The following is an 18745-nucleotide window of genomic DNA, read 5'->3' as shown; positions in this document are numbered from 1 at the left end:
GGATGGCGGACGATCCGGAGCGGCTGGTGACCGACGCGCTGCGCGCGCAGGCGACCAGCACGAATGCCGGATTTGTCGCACCTGCCCAGATCGCTGGAGAGCGCCCCGCACCCATGTCCGCGTGGTGGGTGCTGGGCCTCGCCCTGCTGTTGGGCCTGGCAGCGGGCACGGTGGCGGCAGTGATCACGCTGAGCTGACCTGTACCGTTGTCGCCGTGACGATTGCATTGGGCCCTGACTGGCTGGACCCCACCGTGCTGCTGAACGGGCTCGGCCCGTACATGCTCATCGGTCTGTGCCTCATCATCTTCGCGGAGTGCGGGCTCCTCGTCGGTTTCTTCCTGCCCGGCGACTCGCTGCTGTTCACGGCGGGTCTCTTCGTCGCGGCGGGCACCATCGACACCCCGCTCTGGCTCGTCTGCGTGCTGCTGACGATCTGCGCCTTCGTCGGCAACGTCGTCGGCTACTACATCGGCGCGAAGGCCGGTCCGGCGCTGTTCGCCAAGCCGGAGTCGAAGATCTTCAAGAAGGAGTACGTCGACAAGACGCAGGAGTTCTTCGACAAGTACGGCGCCCGCGCCATCGTCCTGGCCCGCTTCGTGCCGATCGTCCGCACGTTCATCACGGCCATGGCGGGCGTCGGCAAGATGGACCCGAAGAAGTACTTCACGTACTCCGCGATCGGCGGCGTCGCGTGGGCCGCGGGCCTGACGGTGCTCGGCTACTTCCTGGGCCAGGTGTCCTTCATCAAGGACAACCTCGAGATCACGCTGCTCGCCATCGTGTTCCTGTCTATCGTGCCGATCATCATCGAGGTGATCAAGGCGCGCCGGGAGAAGAAGTCGCTCATCGAGGAAGAGGCCGACGACATCACCCAGGTCATGGAGGCGACGCTCCACGACGACGCGACGCAGGTCATCCCGCGCGTCGAACGCTGACCCGAGAGCCCGCCCGGAGCACGGGCGGGCTTTTCTCCTGTGAGATTTGAATACAGAGCTGTACTGTATTCGTATGGTCATCATCGCGGGGGCGGGTCCGACCGGCATGGCGCTGGCGTGCGGGCTCAGGCAGTGCGGAGTGGAAGTGCGCGTCGTGGACGCGGCCGACGGACCGGCCACCACGTCGAGGGCGATGGGTCTGCAACCCGGGGGAGCCGAGGTGCTGGCGAGACTCGGCGCCCTGGGAGACCTGGCGGAGAAGGCGGTGCGCCTGCGGGCGCTGCGCATCAACGGCAAAAAGGCACTCGACATGACCGCCTTGCGCGAGGCCGGGCAGCTGGTCGTGTCGCAGGCCCTCGTCGAGGAACGCCTGCGCGCCCGGCTGTCGGAACTGGGCGTCGAGGTCGAGTGGAGCACGCCGGTCGAGTCCGTCCCGGCCGACGACTGGCTGGTCGGCTGCGACGGTGCCCACTCGGCCGTGCGCAAGCGGGCGGGCATCCCGTTCGAGGGCTCGCAGGTGATGGAGAACTTCCTGCTGCGGGACGTCCACGCCGCCTGGGACCTGGACCGGGAGTCGATCCACGTCCACACCGACGGCCCGTCGATGACGACGATCTTCCCGCTCCCCGGCGGGCAGTGGCGGGTGATGTCTCCGAACGGCGGCCGCTGGACGCCGGGCCCGGTCGACCACGTCGAGTGGGAGTCGACGTTCCGCATCCACCGCCGGCAGGCCGCGACCTACCGGCGCGGCACGGTCTTCCTGGCAGGCGACGCGGCCCACATCCACAGCCCGGTGGGCGGCCAGGGCATGAACACCGGTCTCGGCGACGCGGAGAACCTGGCCTGGAAGCTGGCGCTGGTGGTCCGGAACCGGGCCTCGGAGCGCCTGCTCGACACCTACGAGGCGGAGCGGCGTCCGATCGGCGCGCGGGTCCTCGCCTCGACCACGCCGGCGACGAGGCTGGTGCTCGGCCCCGGCCTGCTGACGCGCACGATCCGCGACCGGCTGCTGTGGCCGTTGCTCGCCGCCGCGCCCGTCCAGCGCCGGCTGGTCAGGTTCACCTCGCAGCTCGACCTGAAGTACAGCGGGCCGCTCGCCACGGGGAGACGCGGCGGCGAGCGCGTCCCGGCGTTCGCGCGCGTCGGCAGGTGGGTGCTGGCGGGGCCGCCGGCGTGCCTGGAGGTGGCACGGGAGCGGCTGGGGGACGTCGTGCACCATGAACGCGCCGGTGACACGCTGCTGGTGCGTCCGGACGCGCGCCTGGCGTGGCGCGGCCCGTCTTCCCCGAGAGGCTTTCCGCGTGGCTGAACGAAGTTCTGGGCGTCCCCGCGACCCCGAGGCGGACGCCGCGATCCTGACCGCGGCCTTCGAGCTGTTCCTGGAACGCGGTCTCGACGGCACCTCGATCGAGCAGGTCGCGAAGCGCGCGGGCGTGACGCGGGCGACGGTCTACCGCCGGTTCGCCACCAAGGAGGACCTGCTGTTCAGCGTGATCGAGCTGCCGCGCACCGTCGCGGCGCTCGATCCCGGACGCATGGCGGTCGCGCCACCCGAGGAGACGCTCAGGGGGTGGGCGGCGCTGCTGTCGAACGGGCAGTCCGTGCAGCTGCTGCGCCGCATCATCGGTGCCTCGGCGGACAACTTCGAGCTGATGCGGCGGTACTGGGAGCTGTTCATCGCGCCGCGGCGAGCGGTGCTCAAGGACGTGGTGCGTTCCGGTTTTCCGCCCGGTACGGACCTCGACGTCGTCGTGGACATGGCCGCGGGCGCGCTCTTCTACCGCGCGCTGACCCGTCCGGAGCACAACACCCCGGAAGAACTGGAGGCCTACCTCCACAAGGTGTTGCTCCAGCTCGGCTACCACCTCTAGGCCTCCAGCGGTCTGAACCGCGAAGATCGTCGGTGCCCGAGCTCGAAAGGACTTGAGCCTCCCGCAACGTCAGAGTGTTGGTTGAACGGCATGACTGACACCACTCGACGTGAGGTGCTGGGATGGCTGGCCGGACTCGGTGTGGCGGCGGGCGCGGGCCTGCTCGCACCGGGCCGGGCGGGCGCCTCCGCCGGCGTCACCGCGCTGCGCGGCGTCACGCTCGTCGACTCGTCCGGGGTCCGCCCCGGCACCACGATCGTCCTGGCGGGCGACGAGGTCCTCGCCGTCGGCTCGCGCGACCTGCCGCTGCCCCGCGGCTGCGCGGTGCTGGACCTCGCGGGCAGGTACGTGATCCCCGGCCTGTGGGACATGCACGTGCACGGCGCGTTCCTGGACCGCATCACGTTGCCGCTGTGCCTGGTCAACGGTGTGACGGGCATCCGGGAGATGTGGGGCTTCCCGCCGATCTACGAGCTGCGCGGGCGGATCGAGCGCGGCGAGGTGTTCGGCCCCCGCCTGGTCGTCGGCAGCTCGATCGTCGACGGTCCGCACTCGACGCTGCCCGGCGCCCTGGTCGTCGGCACCCCGGACGAGGGCCGCCAGGCCGTGCGCGACGCCAAGGCGCAGGGCGCGGACTTCGTGAAGGTCTACTCGTACCTCGACCGCCCCACGCTCGTGGCCATCGCCGACGAGTGCGCGCGGCAGGCCATCACGTTCGCGGGCCACTGCTCGAACCACGTGGCGCTGGGCGACGCGAGCGACCTGGGTCAGCGCACCTTCGAGCACGTGTACGGCCTCCCGCTCGCCACCAGCACGCGGGAAACCCAGCTGCGCCAGGCGATCGCGGACCTGCTCCTCGACCCGGCGAACTCCTTCGCGTGGTTCAAGCAGGTGCTGGAGCTCGAACGCCAGGCGACCCTCTCGCACAGCCGGAGCAAGGCCGCGCGACTGGCGAACCGCCTGCGGCGCAACGGTTCCGCGCTGTGCCCGACGCTGGTCGCCATGCGGGTGTACTCCAGCCCCGCGGACGCGTTCTCCGACGACCCGCGGATGAAGTACATGCCGGCCTTCTACCGCGACCACTGGCGCGACGGCTTGGAGAACTGGGTGCCGGTGACCCCGCGGGAGGTCCGGGACCAAGCCGAGTTCTTCCGGCGCCGCCAGGACCAGGTCGCCGAGATGCACGCCCACGGCGTCGAGGTCCTGGTCGGCACGGACGCCGGCAACCCGTACTCGTTCTCCGGCTTCTCGGTGCACGACGAGCTGCATTTGCTGGTGGACGCTGGTCTGTCGCCAGGGGACGCGCTGAAGTCCGGCACCCGCAACGCCGCCGTGAAGCCCGGTGCGCCGGCGAACCTCGTCGTGCTCGACGGCAACCCGTTGGCCGACATCCGCAACACGCGGCGGATCCACACCGTGCTGACGCGCGGGCGGGTGCTCGGACCGGCGGAGAGGCAGCGGATGCTCGACGAGGTGGAGAAGGCGGCGCAGGAACCGATGCCGCCGGCTGTCACCACCTGTTGCTAGAGCGAGAACATCGAGCCCGGGTTGAACAGGTTCTCCGGGTCCAGCGCCCGTTTGACCTCGCGGTGGACCCGGAGCCCGACCGGCCCGATCTCCTGCGCCAGCCACTCGCGCTTGACCTTGCCGACGCCGTGCTCGCCGGTGATGGTGCCGCCGAGCGAGAGGCCGAGCGCGAGGATGTCGTCGAACGCCTTCCGGGCCCGTGCGAACTGGTCGGCGTCAGCGGGGTCGTAGACGATCGTCGGGTGCATGTTGCCGTCGCCCGCGTGGCCGACGACGGCGATCTTCAACCCGACCTCTTCCGAGATGTCCTCGCAGCCCTGGATGAGCTCGGCGATGCGGGTGCGGGGCACGCACACGTCGTCGGTCAGCCACGAGCCGTAGATCTCCAGCGCGGTCAGCACGGCCCGGCGCGCGGTCAGCAGGTCGCGGCCCTCGTTGACGTCGTGGGTCGCGTAGACGAGGTCGGCCTCGTCGCAGATGGCCTCGATCTGCTGCAGCTCGTGCCGGGCCTGCTCGCCGCCCGCGTCGGACTGGCAGATCAGCAGCGCCGCGCAGCCGGGTCCGGCGCCGATCTCGGTCTTCAGGTACTGCTCGACGGCCTTGATCGAGGTGCGGTCCATGATCTCCATCAACGACGGCACCAGGCCCTCGCGGACGATGCGGCTCACGGCGGCCCCCGCGGTGGCGGTGCTGCCGAACGCGGCGACCAGCGTGGCCGGGGCCTGCGGGAGGGGCCGCAGCGCCAGGGTGGCCCGCGTGATCACGCCGAGCGTGCCCTCGGAGCCGATGAAGAGCTTCGTGAGGTCGTAGCCCGCGACGCCCTTGACCGTGCGGCGGCCGGTCCGCAGCACCTCGCCGTCGGCCAGCACCACCTCGAGGCCCAGCACCGAGTCGGTGGTCACGCCGTACTTCACGCAGCACAGGCCGCCCGCGTTGGTGGAGAGGTTGCCGCCGATCGTGCACCAGTCGTAGCTGCTCGGGTCCGGTGGGTAGAACAGGCCGTTCTTCTCGACGGCGCCGCGCAGGTCGAGGTTGACGACGCCGGGCTCGACCACGGCGAGGCGGTTGTCGGCGTCGATCTCGACGATCGCGTTCATCTTGGTCGTGACCAGCACGACGCAGCCCTCGATCGCGTTCGCGGCGCCCGAGAGGCCGCTGCCGGCACCGCGCGGGACGATCGGGACGCGGTGGCGCGCGCACGCCCGCACCACGGCCTGGACCTGCTCGGTGCTCACCGGGAACACCACGGCCAACGGACTGCCGTGCGGCGCCAACGGCATCATGTCGCGCCGGTAGCTCGCGGTGACGTCGGCATCGGTCAGGACGCCCTGGTCACCCACTGCGGTGCGGAGTTCAGCGAGCAACGTCTCCATGCGCTCCACGCTAGTGCGCACGGCACCGGAGCGGCTGGTTCACTCGGAGTGGTCCCACCAGGAGGAGGTTCACGCCATGACTCAGCGTGCTCAATCCAGATTTCGCCCACGCGTCGACGCGATGTCGCCCTGCCGCCGGCACGGCACGACGTAGGCTGGCTCACCGTGGCGCATGCTTTCGCCTCGTTGGAGACCGCGGGTCCGGTGGCCGTGTGGGTCATCGTGCTCAGCTTCATCTTCGTCGAGTGCGCATTCATCTTCGGGCTGTTCCTGCCCGGTGACTCGCTGCTGTTCGCCGCCGGTGTCGTGCTGGCCACGCACAACAGCGAGCTGTCGGCCTGGGCGCTGTCCTTCGTGGCCCTCGTCGTGGCCGTCGTCGGCAACCAGGTCGGGTACTACATCGGCCGCGGTACCGGCACGCGCGTGCTCGCGCGCAAGGGCGGCAAGGTGCTGAACCGGCAGAACCTGCAACGCGCGGGCGAGTTCCTCGACCGCCGCGGGTTCTGGGCCGTCGTGCTGGCCCGCTGGATCCCGTGGATCCGCACGCTGGCACCGATGATCGCCGGTGCCGCGCGCATGGACGTCCGCCGGTTCACCCTGGCCACGACCATCGGCGCGATCGCCTGGGTGCCGACGCTCGTGCTCGCCGGCTACTACGGCGCGGGCGTGCTGCAGGCGCTGCCGTGGCTCGAGACGGCGGCGATCGTCGTCAGCGTCGGGTTCTTCCTCGGCGGCACCGGCTGGGGCATCTGGCGCTACCGCCAGGAGATGCGCAAGCCGATCGACGAGGCCGGCGAGGACCTGGAGCACATCAGCCACCCGCACGCCGGCTGAGTTCAGAGCACCTCGGTGATCAGCAGGTCCGCCGAGCCCTTGGACGAGTTCACCATCAGCGCGTTGACGTGGTCCGTGCCGTGCAGCACGCGCTCCTCCGCCTCCGACAGGGTGCGCCCGTACCGGAGGTGGCGTTCGATCAGCCGCTGCACGCGCACGTCCTCGTCGATGAACAGGAACCACGCCTCGTCGAGGATGATCCGCACGCGCTTCCACTTGTCGTAGTTGAGCAGCAGGTAGTTGCCCTCGGTGACGACGAGCGGGACGTCCGGGTGCACCGGCACGGCGCACGCGATCGGTTCCTCGATCTCGCGGCGGAACTGCGGCGCGTAGATCATGTCCGGCCCGCACGCCTTGATCCGGCCGAGCAGGTCGACGTAGCCGGGGATGTCGAACGTGTCGGGCGCGCCCTTGCGCTCGACCAGCCGCAGCCGTTCGAGCTCGCTCTGCGCGAGGTGGAAACCGTCCATCTCGACGAGCACCGCCTGGCCGTCGAGCGCCTCGACGAGCCGTCGCGCGAGTGTCGACTTGCCCGAGCCGGGTGCCCCGCTGATGCCGAGGACCTTCCGCTCTCCCTGGTCCGTGAGCACCCGAGCCCGCTCTAGCAGCTCGTCGAACCTGACCTGCTGTCCTGCCACCGCGCCAGCTCCTCAACCCAGTCCCCGACCGCACCGACGCGAACGGCGGCCGCCTCCGACGCGAAGCCGATGGCTGCCACCGGGTCCGCCCCTGACGCGAGCGCGTAGGCGTACGCGCCGTGCCAGACGTCGCCGGCACCGTTCGTGTCCTTCACCTCCGCCGCCGGCACGGGCACCTCGCCGGTCGAGCCGTTCCGAGACCAGGTCACCGGCTTCGCACCCTGCGTGCGAATGACCAGCGGCACTCCACGGGAGTGCACCTCGGCCTCGGACCGCTCGAACCCCGACGAACAGGCGACGACGTCCACCAGCGGCAACAGGTGATCGAGGACAGGTTTCCAGCTCCCGGCGTCGAGCACCACAGGCAATCCGAGAGCTTTCGCCCGCCGGGCGGCGGGAAGCACCAGGCCGTCGTGGTGCCCGTCCAAGAGGACGACGTCCACGGCGGCCAGCAGTTCGGACAAATCAGGCGCCTCGACGGGCACCGACGCGTTGCGGGAGACGACCGTGCGCTCCCCATCAGCGTCTCTGACGACGACCATGCTCACGGGCGTCGTACCGGGCACGGCGGTGACGTGGACCGGGTCCAAGGAAGCCCTCACGAATTCACCCAGTGCGTCGCCACCCAACGCGGTGAGCAACGAGGCCCTCCCGCCCAGCGCGGCGACGGCGCGGGCGGCGTTGGCCGCGGGACCGCCCGGCGACAGCACCGCGCCGAGCGAGCGGACCTTCTGCCCGGGCTCCGGGAAGGCGTCCACCCGTTGGGTCACGTCGAGAGTTGTGAGCCCGACACACAGCACGGCTGCCATCAGGGCTTCCTCCAAACGGGTAAGGTCCGAGCCATGGTCACCATGCGGGATGTCGCGGCTCTCGCGGGGGTCTCCATCACCACGGTGTCACACGTGATCAACGAGACGAGACCGGTCGCCGGGGACACGCGCGAGCGCGTCCAGAAGGCGATCGACGAGACCGGGTACACGGGCGACGCCATCGCGCGGTCGCTGGTCATGGGCGGCACGAAGTCGCTCGGCCTGGCCGTGTCGCTGGTCTCCCACCCGTACTTCGCCGAGCTGATCGCCGCCATCGAGTCGGAGGCGACCCGCAGCGGCTACTCGCTCGTGCTGATCGACACGAGGGACACCCCCGAGTCGGAGCAGGCCGCGGTGAGGATGCTGCGCTCGCGAAGAGTCGACGGGTTGCTGCTGACGCCGTCGGCCGGCGCCGGCGGCCTGGTGCTGCCCGAGCTCAAGCGGCTCGGCATCCCGACGGTGCTGGTGGACCGGCTGACCGTGGCGAAGGACATCGACCAGGTCGGCCCGGAGAACGTGCAGGCCACGTCGGGGCTGGTCAAGCACCTCGCCGAGCTGGGCCACCGCCGGATCGGCATCGTCTGCGGCAAGGCGGGCGTGGCGACGACCGAGGAGCGCATCCTCGGCTACCGCCTCGGTCTCGGCCGTGCCGGGCTGAAGTGGGACGAGGCCCTGGTCTCGCAGAGCGGCTGGCTCGCGCCGCTGCTCGACCAGGAGGACCCGGCGACGGCCGTCGTCGCGGCGGACCACCTCGTCACGGTCGGCATGCTGCACGAGGCCCGCGCCCGCGGCCTGAAGCTCGGCACCGACCTGGCCGTCGTCGCCTACGACGAGGTCGAGTGGGCGACGTTGATCGAGCCGCCGCTCACGACGCTGGCGCAGCCGGTCGAGGAGATCGGGCGGACCGCCGTGAAGCTGCTCCTGTCCCGGATCGCCGACCCGGAGAGGGCCCCGGAGACCATCCGGCTCCCGCCCTCGCTCATGCACAGGCAGTCCTGCGGGTGCTGATCCCGGGACTCGTCCCGGTGACGTTCCGGCAGCTCACGGTCCCCCGAGATCGGTGAGCTGGCGGCGGAGTGCGGGCTGCGGGCCGTCGAGTGGGGCGGCGCGGACGGGGGCCCGTGGTCGAAGGCCAAGGCGCTGTTGAGCTGCATCAGGCCGTAGCGACGTCCAGGCCGCTCCGTTCGAGCAGGGCGGCCGCCTCCAGGCACATCCAGGCGCCGAGCTGGACGGACAGGTCGCGGCCCTCCTCCTCCCGCGCCTGCTCGGTCCACTCGGGACCGAAGAGCGGCCCGCTGATGGCCACCGTGCGGTTGAGCCACGCGGCCTCCGCCGACCGGACCACGAGCTCCCTGGCCAGGTCCGCGGTCTCGTGCCGGTCGGGGTCGAGATCGGGGATCGCCAGCGCGGCCTGGGCGAGGTAGCGGGTGAGGATGCCCCCGAACAGGCCGCCGTCCCCGCCGCCCCGGCCCTTGATGACGCCGTTGGTGGCCAGGTCGTCGTGCACGGCGGTGATCGTGCGGGCGGCCTTGTCGAGCCACTTGCCCGCCTGGCCGTGCTTGGCCAGCTCGACGCACGCGCCGATGAGCACCCCTTGGCAGTACGTGTAGATGTTCTTCTCGTACTCGCGGATTTCGCCGTTGGGGTGCACGTGCAGGCCGTCCCACGCGAGGCCGCTGCCGGGGTCGACCAGGTGCTCCTCCACCCAGTCCACGATGGACCGCGCGCGGGCGAGGTCGGCGCGTTCGTTCTGGCGGACCAGGAAGATCGCGGCGGGACCGTTGGCCGGGACGTTCTTGAAGTCGTCGTCGCGCTTCCACCAGATGCCGCCGCCGGCGTGGTCGGTCCAGCCGTCGCGCAGGCGTTCGGCGATCGCGTTCACCGCCTTGGGCTTCGCGATGCCGACGTCGTGCTGGACGCGTTGCAGCGCGAGGCCGAGCCACGCCACGTCGTCGTAGAAGTCGTTGGTCCAGCCCAGGACGTTGCGCACCCGGATGCCGCGGACGAGCTTGCCGATGGCCCTCCTGCGCAGCTCGCTCGGCGAGCGCAGGTACCCGTCGACCATGCAGTCGAGCAGGTGGGCCTGCCACCAGTAGTTGAAGCTCGTGTGGATCTTGTCCTTGAAGAGCGGGGGCCACGCGCCCGCTCCGAGGAGCGTGCCCGGCACACCCCAGACACGCCGCAGGTGCCTGGAGTACACCGCGCGCTCCGCGACGCCCGCACGCGCCGCCAGCAGTTTCGCGATCACCACCTGGCCATCGTGAGTGCTTGATCGGTCAAGAAGCTCGGTGAACCGCCCAGTGGTACAGGCCCATGGCCACAGAAGTTGTCAGGTTGTAACTGCTGACCTTCGCGCGCATCGGCAGCCGGACGGTCCGGGAGGCCTTCGCCCTGACCTCGTCGGAGATGCCGTGGCGCTCCGAGCCGAACGCCAGCACGGCGTCGTCCGGGATGGGGCCTTCCAGCAGGTCGCCATCGGCGTCGAAGGCGATGAGCTCGCCCGCGAAGTCGAGGCTCGTGACCTTGGCGACCGGCAGCGCGAAGTGCAGGCCGGCGGAGCCGCGCAGGACGTTCGGGTGCCACGGGTCGACGTCGCCGGTGGAGAGCACGCCTCCGGCGTCGAGGCCCGCCGCCACCCGGATCGCGGCGCCGAAGTTGCCGAGGTTGCGCGGGTTGTCGAGCAGGACGACCGGGGCGTGCCGGTCGAACGGCAGCTCGGGCCGTTCGGCGAACCCGGCCACGCCCGTCGGGTGCGTGCGGCCGACGCGCAGCTTGAAGTGGTTCTGGTCGACCTCGGTGGCGGCGGCGAACCGCTCGCGCAGGTCGGGAGCGTGCGTCTCGGCGAGGCTGACCGCGGCGGCGAGGTCCGTCGTGATCAACGGGTGCACGTCGGCGCCGAAGCGCAGCGCGTGCTTAACAGCGTGAAAGCCTTCGAGCAGCACGGTTGCCAGCATAGAAGCCGATCCACGAGACGATCACGATCGTCCCGAGCACCAGCTGGACCAGCGTCGACGCGCTCTGCGGGTACCAGACGCCGTCGATGTAGTGGTCGATGAACCCGGTCTCGAGCACCGGCATCCCCGCCATCGCCCGGAGGTCGTTCTCCCACACCGTGAGGGGACACACAGTCGGCGTGACGACGCTGAGGACCGCCCACGCGCCCAACGCCAGGTGCGGGTAGATCACCCACCGCCACCGCCAGGCCAGAAAACCGCCCGCGAGCAGGAACGCCAGCACCGTGAAGTGCAGCACCACGACCGCTTCCGCCAAGAACCCGGCCATTCTCACCACCCCGCCCTCCAGACTAGGACGGGGTGGCTCGAAGCGCTCTCGGCAAAACCTCAGGCGAGCCCGAGGTCGTTCAGGTCGAGCAGGTAGCGGTACTGCAGCCCCTCGGCCTCGATGGCCTCCTTGGCGCCCGTGCCGCGGTCGACGACCGTGGCCACGCCGATGACCTCGGCCCCGTGCTCGCGCAGCGCCGTGACGGCCGTGAGCACCGAACCGCCCGTGGTGGAGGTGTCCTCGACGGCGAGCACCCGCTGGCCGCGCACGTCGATGCCCTCGATCTGCCGCTGCATGCCGTGGGCCTTGCTCGCCTTGCGGACGACGAACGCGTCGAGCACGTCACCGTCGTTCGCGGCGGAGTGCATCATCGCGTAGGCCACGGGGTCCGCACCGAGCGTCAGGCCGCCGACGGCGACGAAGTCCCAGTCGGACGTGAGCTGGCGCAGCAGCTTGCCGATCAACGGGGCCGCCGCGTGGTGCAGCGTCGCGCGGCGCAGGTCGACGTAGTAGTCGGCTTCCTTGCCGCTGGAGAGGGTCACCTTGCCGTGCACCACGGCCAATTCGCTCACCAGGCGAGCGAGTTCCGACTTAGCGTTCGCGTCCAAGACCACTTCAGTTCGCACGGGTCGTCAGCTTCGCACATACGCGCGCCCGTTGCCTCGTACGCTGCGTCACCGCGCACGGGGCGACCGGCCCGGTCAGGTGCGCCCGCGCCCACCCGCGAACCGCGACGCCATCCTGCGCACGACCGCCCTCGGGATCAGCTTCGTCGCCGTCACGATGGCCTTGTACTGCGCGCCGGGGATCGACAGCGGCTTGCCGCGCCGCAGGTCGCGCAGCGCCTCGTGCACGAGCTTGTCCACGTCGACGTAGAGCCAGCCCGGCGTCTTCGACATGTCGATCGCGGCGCGCTTGTGGAACTCCGTGCGCACGAAGCCGGGGCACAGCGCCATGACCCGCACGCCGGTGCCCTCGGTCGCGAGGTTCATGCCCTCGGAGAACATCGTCACCCACGCCTTGTCGGCGCTGTAGCTCGTGCCGCGGCCGGGCAGGAAGCCGGCGACGCTCGACACGTTGATCACGTCGCCCTTGCCGCGGGCGATCATGGCCGGGATGGCGGCCCTGGACAGGCGCAGGACGGTGGCGACGTTGACGTCGAGCTGGGCCTGCAGGTTCTCGACGTCGGCGGCGAAGAACTCGCCGGAGTTGGCGAAGCCCGCGTTGTTGACCAGCAGGTCGACGGCCGACTCCGCGAGCCGCTGCTCGACCTTGAGGCGGTCGCCGTGGTCGCCGAGGTCGGCCGGCAGGACGTCCACCTGGACGCCGTGGCGGTCGTGCAGCTGCTTCGCGATTTCTTCGAGTGCGGACGCGGTGCGCGCGACCAGCACGAGGTCGTACCCCTCCGCCGCGAGCCTGCGGGCGAAGGCGGCCCCGATCCCGACGGTCGATCCGGTCACCAGTGCGGTTGGCATGCCACCGCACGGTAGTCGGAAAATCGCCGGGGTCGAAGGCCGCCGACGATCACGCTTCGCGCTTCGCCGGGCGGCGGAGCACGACGAGGCGCAGCGCGAGGCCGGACACGACCAGCGCCACGCCACCGAACAGCAACCACCCGACCGATGCACCGGTGTTGGCCAGCGTCACGACGGACGCCGTCCCCGCGACGGCTGCGGGCGGAACAACCTTTCCTCCGTACATCGTGGATCCCTTCCTGGGGTTCGGGGACACGACGTCTTGCTCACGGGGTATCTGGACCACCGGCGGATGTTTTACACGGAGCGCGATGTGATGTAGCCCACATACGTTCTGAATGCGCTGATCAAGAACGTGTGGATGACAGCGCAGGCTGTGGATGATTACTCAAAGTAAAGCCTAGTAGATCACGCAGAAACGAAAACGCCGTTGCCGAGAAGCTCGGCAACGGCGTCCGGAAGTGTTCGTCAGGGCTGCTTGCGGCCGAACGACGGGCGGTAGACCTCGCCGCCCTCGTCCTCTTCGACCGGCTCCTCTCGCTCGGAGGGGTCCGGGTCGAACGGGTCGATGACGTCCGCGAGCTCACCGATGTCGCGCAGCAGCCGCTCCAGGCGCGCGGGTGAGGAGTTCGGCGGCGCGGCGGCCAGCACCCAGTCGTTCTCCATCCAGACGACCGTGACGTCGCCCCCGATCTCCTCGGCGGCGTCGATCAGGTCCGGGGTGATGATCTTCCGGGCGGCCGGGACGTCCGTGACGAACGCGTACCGCGAGCCGACCGGTCCGAGCAGGTCGGGCATCGGCATCTTGTCGTTGTCGCGCTGGAACGGCACCGTCGACAGCCACAGTTCGATCACCACCGACAGCGCTCTGCGGCAGCGCACGCCGACCAGCACCGAGTTGACCTTGCCGGCCGTCTCGTGGTCGAGGACGTAGACCTGGCGGCGGCCGTCCGCGGTGAACGTGGAGCCCGCGACCACGTCCCGGGCGAGCCCGGTGCCGTAGTACGCGATGGCCCCCGCCTCCCAGCGGGTCGGCAGCACGTGGTCTGTCTCCTCGAACTGCCAGCCGCGCAGGGCAGCCCAACGGCGCCGTTCACGATTACGCGCGGTTCGTTGCGCCCGGTCGGTCGCGAGCAGGGCGAACCCCGCCACGGCCGCCACCGCGGCGACGGTGAACCAGACCCACGCCGGTATGCCCACAGCTGAAGCGTAGTGGGTCGGACGCGAGGAACGAAGATCACTTCCGCGCGTCGTGCCGCCGAGTGCCTATTCGGCGTGGTCGCGGGCCCGCAACCGGTCCATCGCCGCCTGGCTCCGCTCGTCCGCGGCGCGGTGGACCACCAGCAGGTGGTCCGGGTCCTGCACCGGCCTGAGCGTCTCGAACTCGACCGCGACCAGGCCGACGTCCGGGTGGCGCAGCACCTTGTGCCCGCGCCCGCCGACCCTCACGTCCTGGGCGGCCCACAGCCGCGCGAACTCCTCGTCACCGGCCACGCACTCGGCGATGAGGCCGGCCAGCAGCCGGTCGTCCGGGTGCACGGCCCACGCGGCGCGCAGGTGGGCGACCCCTTCCCGCAGGACGCGTTCGCGGTCGACGTAGAGCTCCCGCATCCTCGGGTGCACCAGGCACACCCACATCGCGTTGCGCCGCGACGGCGGCAGCGCGCCGAAGTCCAGGAACAGGCGCGCCATCTCGTCGTTCCAGGCCAGGACGTCGTAGCGGTGGTTCATCAGCATCGCGGGCCGCGGTGACAGGTCCTCGACCAGCCGTGCCAGCGACGGCGCGGCGGTGGCGCGTTCACCCGTGCGGGGAGGCCGGTGGCGGGTGAGGCCGAAGAGGTAGTCGCGTTCGTCCGGGGCGAGCCGCAACGCCCGCGCCAGCGCCTCCACCACGTCGGCCGAGGGCCGCAGCCCCCGCGCCTGTTCGAGCCGCACCACGTAGTCGACGCTGACCCCGGCCAGTTCGGCGACCTCCTCGCGGCGCAGCCCCGGCGTCCTGCGCTGCCGCCTCTCCGGCAGCCCGAGGTCGCGCGGGTCCAGCCGCTCGCGCCTGTTCCGCAGGAACGCGGCCAGCTCCTGCGCCACATCGGTGACCACGGCCCGTTCAACCGCCTGGGTGGGACCGCTGTTCCCAGGAAGCCCTTTCCCTTACCCCCGGTCCCCGGTGATCACAGGCTGGTGTCCCACCACGACCACGGGAGAACACATGTCGCTCGACACCTACCGGCTGCTGGGCCGCTCCGGGCTGCGGGTCTCGCCACTGGCCCTCGGCACGGCGACCTTCGGCAACGAGTGGGGCTGGGGCTCCGCACCGGACGACGCGCGCAGGCTGTTCGAGACGTACGTCGAGCGCGGCGGCAACTTCATCGACACCGCCGCCTCCTACGGCGGTTCCGAGGAGCTGCTGGGCGAGCTCGTCCGCGACCGCCGCGACCGCCTGGTGCTCACCACGAAGTACTCCACGCTGCGCACGCCGGGTGACCCGAACTCCGGGGGTGCCCACCGCAAGAGCCTGTTCGCGTCCGTGGAGAACAGCCTGCGCCGGCTGGGCACGGACCGCGTAGACCTGCTGTACGTGCACGTGTGGGACGCGCTGACGCCGGGAGAGGAGGTCCTGCGCGGCCTGGACGACCTGGTCCGGCAGGGGAAGGTCCTGCACGTCGGGATGTCCAACGCGCCCGCCTGGGAGATCTCCCGCCTGCAGGCGGTCGCCGACCTGCGCGGCTGGTCGCCGCTGGTGGCGCTGCAGGTCGAGTACAGCCTGATCAACCGGGACGCGGAGCGCGACCTGCTCCCGATGGCGCGGGCGCTGGGACTGGGCGTGTCCCCGTACTCGCCGCTGGGCGGTGGCGTGCTGTCCGGCAAGTACTCGAGCGCCGACCTGACACCGGCGGAGGGGACGGGTCGCAAGAGCTTCAACGCCGGACTGGGCATGGTCACCCCGGCCACGCTGGCGATCGCCGACGTGGTGCGGGAGGTCGCGCTGGAGCTCGGCCGCACGCCCGCGCAGGTCGCGCTGGCCTGGAACCTGCGGAGGCCGGGTGTCACGGCTCCCGTCATCGGCGCGCGCACGCCCGAGCAGCTGGAGGGGAACCTGGCCGCCCTGGAGGTCGACCTCGGCGACGAGCAGGTGGCCCGGCTCGACGACGCCGGCGCGATCGACCTCGGCTACCCGCACGACCTGCTCGCGAGCGACCACATCCGGGCGGTGACGGCGGGCGACCTGAAGATCGAGAGCCGGTGAACACGCGTGAGGGGGACCCTCCCGGATCCCCCTCACGCGTTCGGACGTCAGGCGCTGCGGCCCACGATCAGGCCGGAGTTGTCGTCCAGCACGTCGACCCGCACCGCGTCGCCGTCGCGCACCTCGCCGGCCAGCAGCTCCTTGGCGAGCTGGTCGCCGATCGCCGACTGCACGAGCCGCCGCAGCGGCCGGGCGCCGTAGATCGGGTCGAAGCCGTTCAGCGCGAGCCAGTCGCGCGCCGCCGGCGTGACGTCGAGCGCCAGGCGACGGGCCGCGAGCCGGTCCGCCAGGCGAGCGACCTGGATGTCCACGATGGACGTCAGCTCCTCGGTGGCGAGCGCGTGGAACACCACGACGTCGTCGAGCCGGTTCAGGAACTCCGGCTTGAAGTGCCGCTGCACGACGGCCATGACCGCGTCCTTGCGCTCCACGTCGGTCAGCGACGGGTTCACGATCGTCTGCGAGCCCAGGTTCGACGTCAGCACCAGGATCGTGTTGCGGAAGTCGACCGTGCGGCCCTGACCGTCCGTGAGTCGGCCGTCGTCGAGGACCTGCAGCAGCACGTCGAACACGTCCGGGTGCGCCTTCTCGACCTCGTCCAGCAGCACGACCGAGTACGGGCGGCGGCGCACCGACTCCGTCAGCTGGCCGCCCTGGTCGTAGCCGACGTAGCCGGGAGGCGCTCCGACCAGGCGGGCCACCGAGTGCTTCTCGGAGTACTCGCTCATGTCGATGCGGATCATCGCCCGCTCGTCGTCGAACAGGAACGACGCCAGCGCCTTCGCGAGCTCCGTCTTGCCGACGCCGGTCGGGCCGAGGAACAGGAACGAGCCCGTCGGGCGGTCCGGGTCCGCGACGCCGGCACGCGTCCTGCGCACCGCGTCCGACACGACCCGCACGGCCTCGGCCTGGCCGACGACCCGGCGGCCGAGCTCGTCCTCCATGCGCAGCAGCTTGGCGGTCTCGCCCTCCAGCAGCCGTCCGGCCGGGATGCCGGTCCACGCCGACACCACGTCCGCGACGTCGTCCGGGCCGACCTCCTCCTTGAGCATGGCGGCCTCCTGGGTGGACTCGGCGGCGACGCCGAGCTCCTTCTCCAGCTGCGGGATCCGGCCGTAGCGCAGTTCGGCGGCACGACCGAGGTCGCCGTCGCGCTCGGCTCGTTCCGACTCGCCGCGCAGCGACTCCAGCTGCTCCTTCAGGGCGCGGACCTTGTCGATCGACCCCTTCTCGTTCTGCCACCTCGCCGTCAGCGCGGCCAGTTCCTCGTGCTTCTCCGCGAGCTCGGCGCGCAGGGCCGACAGCCGTTCCAGCGACGCCGCGTCCGACTCCTTGGCGAGCGCCATCTCCTCGATCTCCAGGCGGCGCACGGCGCGTTCGACGGTGTCGATCTCGACGGGCCGGGAGTCGATCTCCATGCGCAGCCGGGACGCGGCCTCGTCGACGAGGTCGATGGCCTTGTCCGGCAGGAAGCGCGCGGTGATGTAGCGGTCGGACAGCGTGGCGGCGGCGACGAGGGCGGCGTCGGTGATGCGCACGCCGTGGTGCACCTCGTAGCGCTCCTTGAGCCCGCGCAGGATGCCGACCGTGTCCTCGACGGACGGCTCGCCGACCAGCACCTGCTGGAAGCGGCGCTCCAGGGCGGCGTCCTTCTCGATGTGCTCGCGGTACTCGTCCAGGGTCGTGGCACCGACCATGCGCAGCTCGCCGCGGGCCAGCATCGGCTTGATCATGTTGCCGGCGTCCATCGCGGACTCACCGGTCGCGCCCGCGCCGACGATCGTGTGCAGCTCGTCGATGAACGTGATGACCTGCCCGGCGGAGTCGGTGATCTCCTTGAGCACGGCCTTGAGCCGCTCCTCGAACTCACCGCGGTACTTGGCGCCCGCGACCATCGAGCCGAGGTCCAGCGACACGACCTTCTTGCCGCGCAGCGACTCGGGCACGTCCCCGGCCACGACGCGCTGCGCCAGGCCCTCGACGATGGCCGTCTTGCCGACACCGGGCTCGCCGATCAGCACCGGGTTGTTCTTCGTGCGCCGCGACAGAACCTGCACGACCCGCCGGATCTCGGAGTCACGGCCGATCACGGGGTCGAGCTCGCCCTTGCGCGCACGTTCGGTCAGGTCGACGCCGTACTTCTCCAGCGCCTTGTAGGTGCCCTCGGGATCAGCCGACGTCACCCGCGCCGACCCGCGCACCTTCGCGAAGGCCTCGGTCAGCGCGTCGGGCGTGGCACCGTTGCGCCGCAGCAGGTCGGCCACCTGGCCACCGTGCTGCGCGAGCCCCACGAGCAGGTGCTCGGTGGAGACGTACTCGTCGCCCATCCCGGTCGCGAGCTCCTGCGCCTTGTTCAGCACGCGCACGGCGTCGCGCGACAGCTGCGGGGCGGAGACGGTCGAGCCGGAGGCGCTCGGCAACGAGCGCGAGAGCTGCTCCAGCTCCTTGCGCACCTGGGCCGGGTCGGCGCCCACCGCCTCGAGCAACGGCGCGGTCAACCCGTCCGTCTGCGCCAGCAGGGCACTGAGCAGGTGCACGGAACCCACGTCCGGGTTCCCGTTCAGCGTCGCGGCCTGCACCGCCGCGGACACGGCCTGCTGCGTCTTGGTCGTCGGGTTGAAAGCGTCCATTCCTCCACCTCGTGGTCAGCGTCAAGCATGGACCATCATCCCGCACAACGTCAGAAAAGTTGAGTGTGTTCCGCTCAACCCTGAACACGGCGCAGATCACACGCCCGCCCGGAAAACCAGGTGGC

At 70.8% G+C, this 18745-nt stretch carries 20 protein-coding genes; 8 read left to right on the top strand and 12 right to left on the bottom strand.

What is annotated here, in order from left to right:
* Nucleotides 1–2 precede the first annotated feature (2 nt).
* The 5 genes from V1227_RS29135 (at nucleotide 3) to V1227_RS29115 (ending at nucleotide 4335) form a co-directional block, all read left to right on the top strand.
* Entirely contained in the window at nucleotides 3–197 is a 195-nt protein-coding gene (locus V1227_RS29135) for a hypothetical protein (RefSeq protein WP_329788564.1), read from the top strand.
* Between the two features lie 23 nt (nucleotides 198–220).
* Nucleotides 221–937, top strand: coding sequence for a DedA family protein (locus tag V1227_RS29130; RefSeq protein ID WP_329794139.1), 717 nt, complete (start codon nucleotides 221–223; stop codon nucleotides 935–937).
* Between the two features lie 73 nt (nucleotides 938–1010).
* Nucleotides 1011–2246, top strand: a complete 1236-nt coding sequence (locus tag V1227_RS29125; protein WP_329788563.1) for an FAD-dependent oxidoreductase — start codon at nucleotides 1011–1013, stop codon at nucleotides 2244–2246.
* Complete coding sequence (locus V1227_RS29120; RefSeq protein WP_329788562.1) at nucleotides 2239–2808, top strand: TetR/AcrR family transcriptional regulator; 570 nt, start codon at nucleotides 2239–2241, stop codon at nucleotides 2806–2808. Before V1227_RS29125 ends, V1227_RS29120 begins: the two co-directional genes overlap by 8 nt.
* A 90-nt stretch (nucleotides 2809–2898) precedes the next feature.
* Entirely contained in the window at nucleotides 2899–4335 is a 1437-nt protein-coding gene (locus V1227_RS29115) for an amidohydrolase family protein (protein ID WP_329788561.1), read from the top strand.
* On the opposite strand, the gene V1227_RS29110 is transcribed toward V1227_RS29115, so the two are convergent.
* Nucleotides 4332–5708 (bottom strand): FAD-binding oxidoreductase, encoded by a 1377-nt coding sequence (locus tag V1227_RS29110; protein ID WP_329788560.1) that lies wholly within the window; start codon nucleotides 5706–5708, stop codon nucleotides 4332–4334. The genes V1227_RS29115 and V1227_RS29110 overlap by 4 nt on opposite strands.
* Nucleotides 5709–5873: 165 nt before the next feature.
* Between V1227_RS29110 and V1227_RS29105 the strand changes: the two genes are divergently transcribed.
* On the top strand, nucleotides 5874–6542 hold the full coding sequence (locus V1227_RS29105) for a DedA family protein (RefSeq protein ID WP_329788559.1): 669 nt from the start codon (nucleotides 5874–5876) through the stop codon (nucleotides 6540–6542).
* A gap of 2 nt (nucleotides 6543–6544) precedes the next feature.
* On the opposite strand, the gene V1227_RS29100 is transcribed toward V1227_RS29105, so the two are convergent.
* Together V1227_RS29100 and V1227_RS29095 are read right to left on the bottom strand one after the other, a co-directional pair.
* The gene (locus tag V1227_RS29100; protein ID WP_329788558.1) at nucleotides 6545–7180 is read right to left on the bottom strand and encodes a nucleoside/nucleotide kinase family protein; all 636 of its coding nucleotides are present in this window, start codon (nucleotides 7178–7180) and stop codon (nucleotides 6545–6547) included.
* Complete coding sequence (locus V1227_RS29095; protein ID WP_329788557.1) at nucleotides 7144–7989, bottom strand: PfkB family carbohydrate kinase; 846 nt, start codon at nucleotides 7987–7989, stop codon at nucleotides 7144–7146. Before V1227_RS29095 ends, V1227_RS29100 begins: the two co-directional genes overlap by 37 nt.
* A gap of 33 nt (nucleotides 7990–8022) precedes the next feature.
* Between V1227_RS29095 and V1227_RS29090 the strand changes: the two genes are divergently transcribed.
* On the top strand, nucleotides 8023–8997 hold the full coding sequence (locus tag V1227_RS29090) for a LacI family DNA-binding transcriptional regulator (RefSeq protein ID WP_329788556.1): 975 nt from the start codon (nucleotides 8023–8025) through the stop codon (nucleotides 8995–8997).
* A gap of 145 nt (nucleotides 8998–9142) precedes the next feature.
* Here V1227_RS29090 and V1227_RS29085 read toward each other — a convergent pair whose 3' ends face one another.
* From V1227_RS29085 to V1227_RS29050, 8 genes are all read right to left on the bottom strand, one after another.
* Entirely contained in the window at nucleotides 9143–10240 is a 1098-nt protein-coding gene (locus tag V1227_RS29085; RefSeq protein ID WP_329788555.1) for a glycoside hydrolase family 76 protein, read from the bottom strand.
* A gap of 25 nt (nucleotides 10241–10265) precedes the next feature.
* The gene (locus V1227_RS29080; RefSeq protein WP_329788554.1) at nucleotides 10266–10931 is read right to left on the bottom strand and encodes a TrmH family RNA methyltransferase; all 666 of its coding nucleotides are present in this window, start codon (nucleotides 10929–10931) and stop codon (nucleotides 10266–10268) included.
* Nucleotides 10903–11271, bottom strand: a complete 369-nt coding sequence (locus V1227_RS29075) for a DUF2784 domain-containing protein (protein WP_236220946.1) — start codon at nucleotides 11269–11271, stop codon at nucleotides 10903–10905. The genes V1227_RS29080 and V1227_RS29075 overlap by 29 nt, the downstream gene beginning before the upstream one ends.
* Nucleotides 11272–11330: 59 nt before the next feature.
* Nucleotides 11331–11879: an orotate phosphoribosyltransferase gene (pyrE, locus tag V1227_RS29070; RefSeq protein WP_329788553.1), complete on the bottom strand. Its 549-nt coding sequence runs from the start codon at nucleotides 11877–11879 to the stop codon at nucleotides 11331–11333.
* Nucleotides 11880–11972: 93 nt separating this feature from the next.
* Nucleotides 11973–12746 (bottom strand): SDR family NAD(P)-dependent oxidoreductase, encoded by a 774-nt coding sequence (locus V1227_RS29065; protein WP_329788552.1) that lies wholly within the window; start codon nucleotides 12744–12746, stop codon nucleotides 11973–11975.
* Nucleotides 12747–12795: 49 nt separating this feature from the next.
* Nucleotides 12796–12972, bottom strand: a complete 177-nt coding sequence (locus tag V1227_RS29060; RefSeq protein ID WP_329788551.1) for an LPXTG cell wall anchor domain-containing protein — start codon at nucleotides 12970–12972, stop codon at nucleotides 12796–12798.
* Nucleotides 12973–13214: 242 nt separating this feature from the next.
* Complete coding sequence (locus V1227_RS29055) at nucleotides 13215–13946, bottom strand: hypothetical protein (RefSeq protein ID WP_329788550.1); 732 nt, start codon at nucleotides 13944–13946, stop codon at nucleotides 13215–13217.
* Between the two features lie 66 nt (nucleotides 13947–14012).
* Nucleotides 14013–14843, bottom strand: a complete 831-nt coding sequence (locus V1227_RS29050) for a helix-turn-helix transcriptional regulator (RefSeq protein WP_329788549.1) — start codon at nucleotides 14841–14843, stop codon at nucleotides 14013–14015.
* A gap of 109 nt (nucleotides 14844–14952) precedes the next feature.
* On the opposite strand from V1227_RS29050, the gene V1227_RS29045 reads away from it, so the two are divergent.
* The gene (locus V1227_RS29045) at nucleotides 14953–15990 is read left to right on the top strand and encodes an aldo/keto reductase (RefSeq protein ID WP_329788548.1); all 1038 of its coding nucleotides are present in this window, start codon (nucleotides 14953–14955) and stop codon (nucleotides 15988–15990) included.
* A 47-nt stretch (nucleotides 15991–16037) separates the two neighbouring features.
* Here the strand turns inward: V1227_RS29045 and clpB are convergent, their stop codons facing one another.
* Nucleotides 16038–18620 carry an ATP-dependent chaperone ClpB gene (clpB, locus tag V1227_RS29040; RefSeq protein ID WP_236220951.1) on the bottom strand — a complete coding sequence of 861 codons (2583 nt, stop codon included), beginning with the start codon at nucleotides 18618–18620 and terminating at the stop codon, nucleotides 16038–16040.
* Nucleotides 18621–18745: the final 125 nt, after the last annotated feature.

It is taken from the genome of Lentzea sp. DG1S-22 (assembly GCF_036321065.1).
Taxonomy (GTDB): domain Bacteria; phylum Actinomycetota; class Actinomycetes; order Mycobacteriales; family Pseudonocardiaceae; genus Lentzea; species Lentzea jiangxiensis.
The sequence above is the reverse complement of the archived record's forward strand: the minus strand, read 5'-3'. Positions and strand labels throughout refer to the sequence as shown.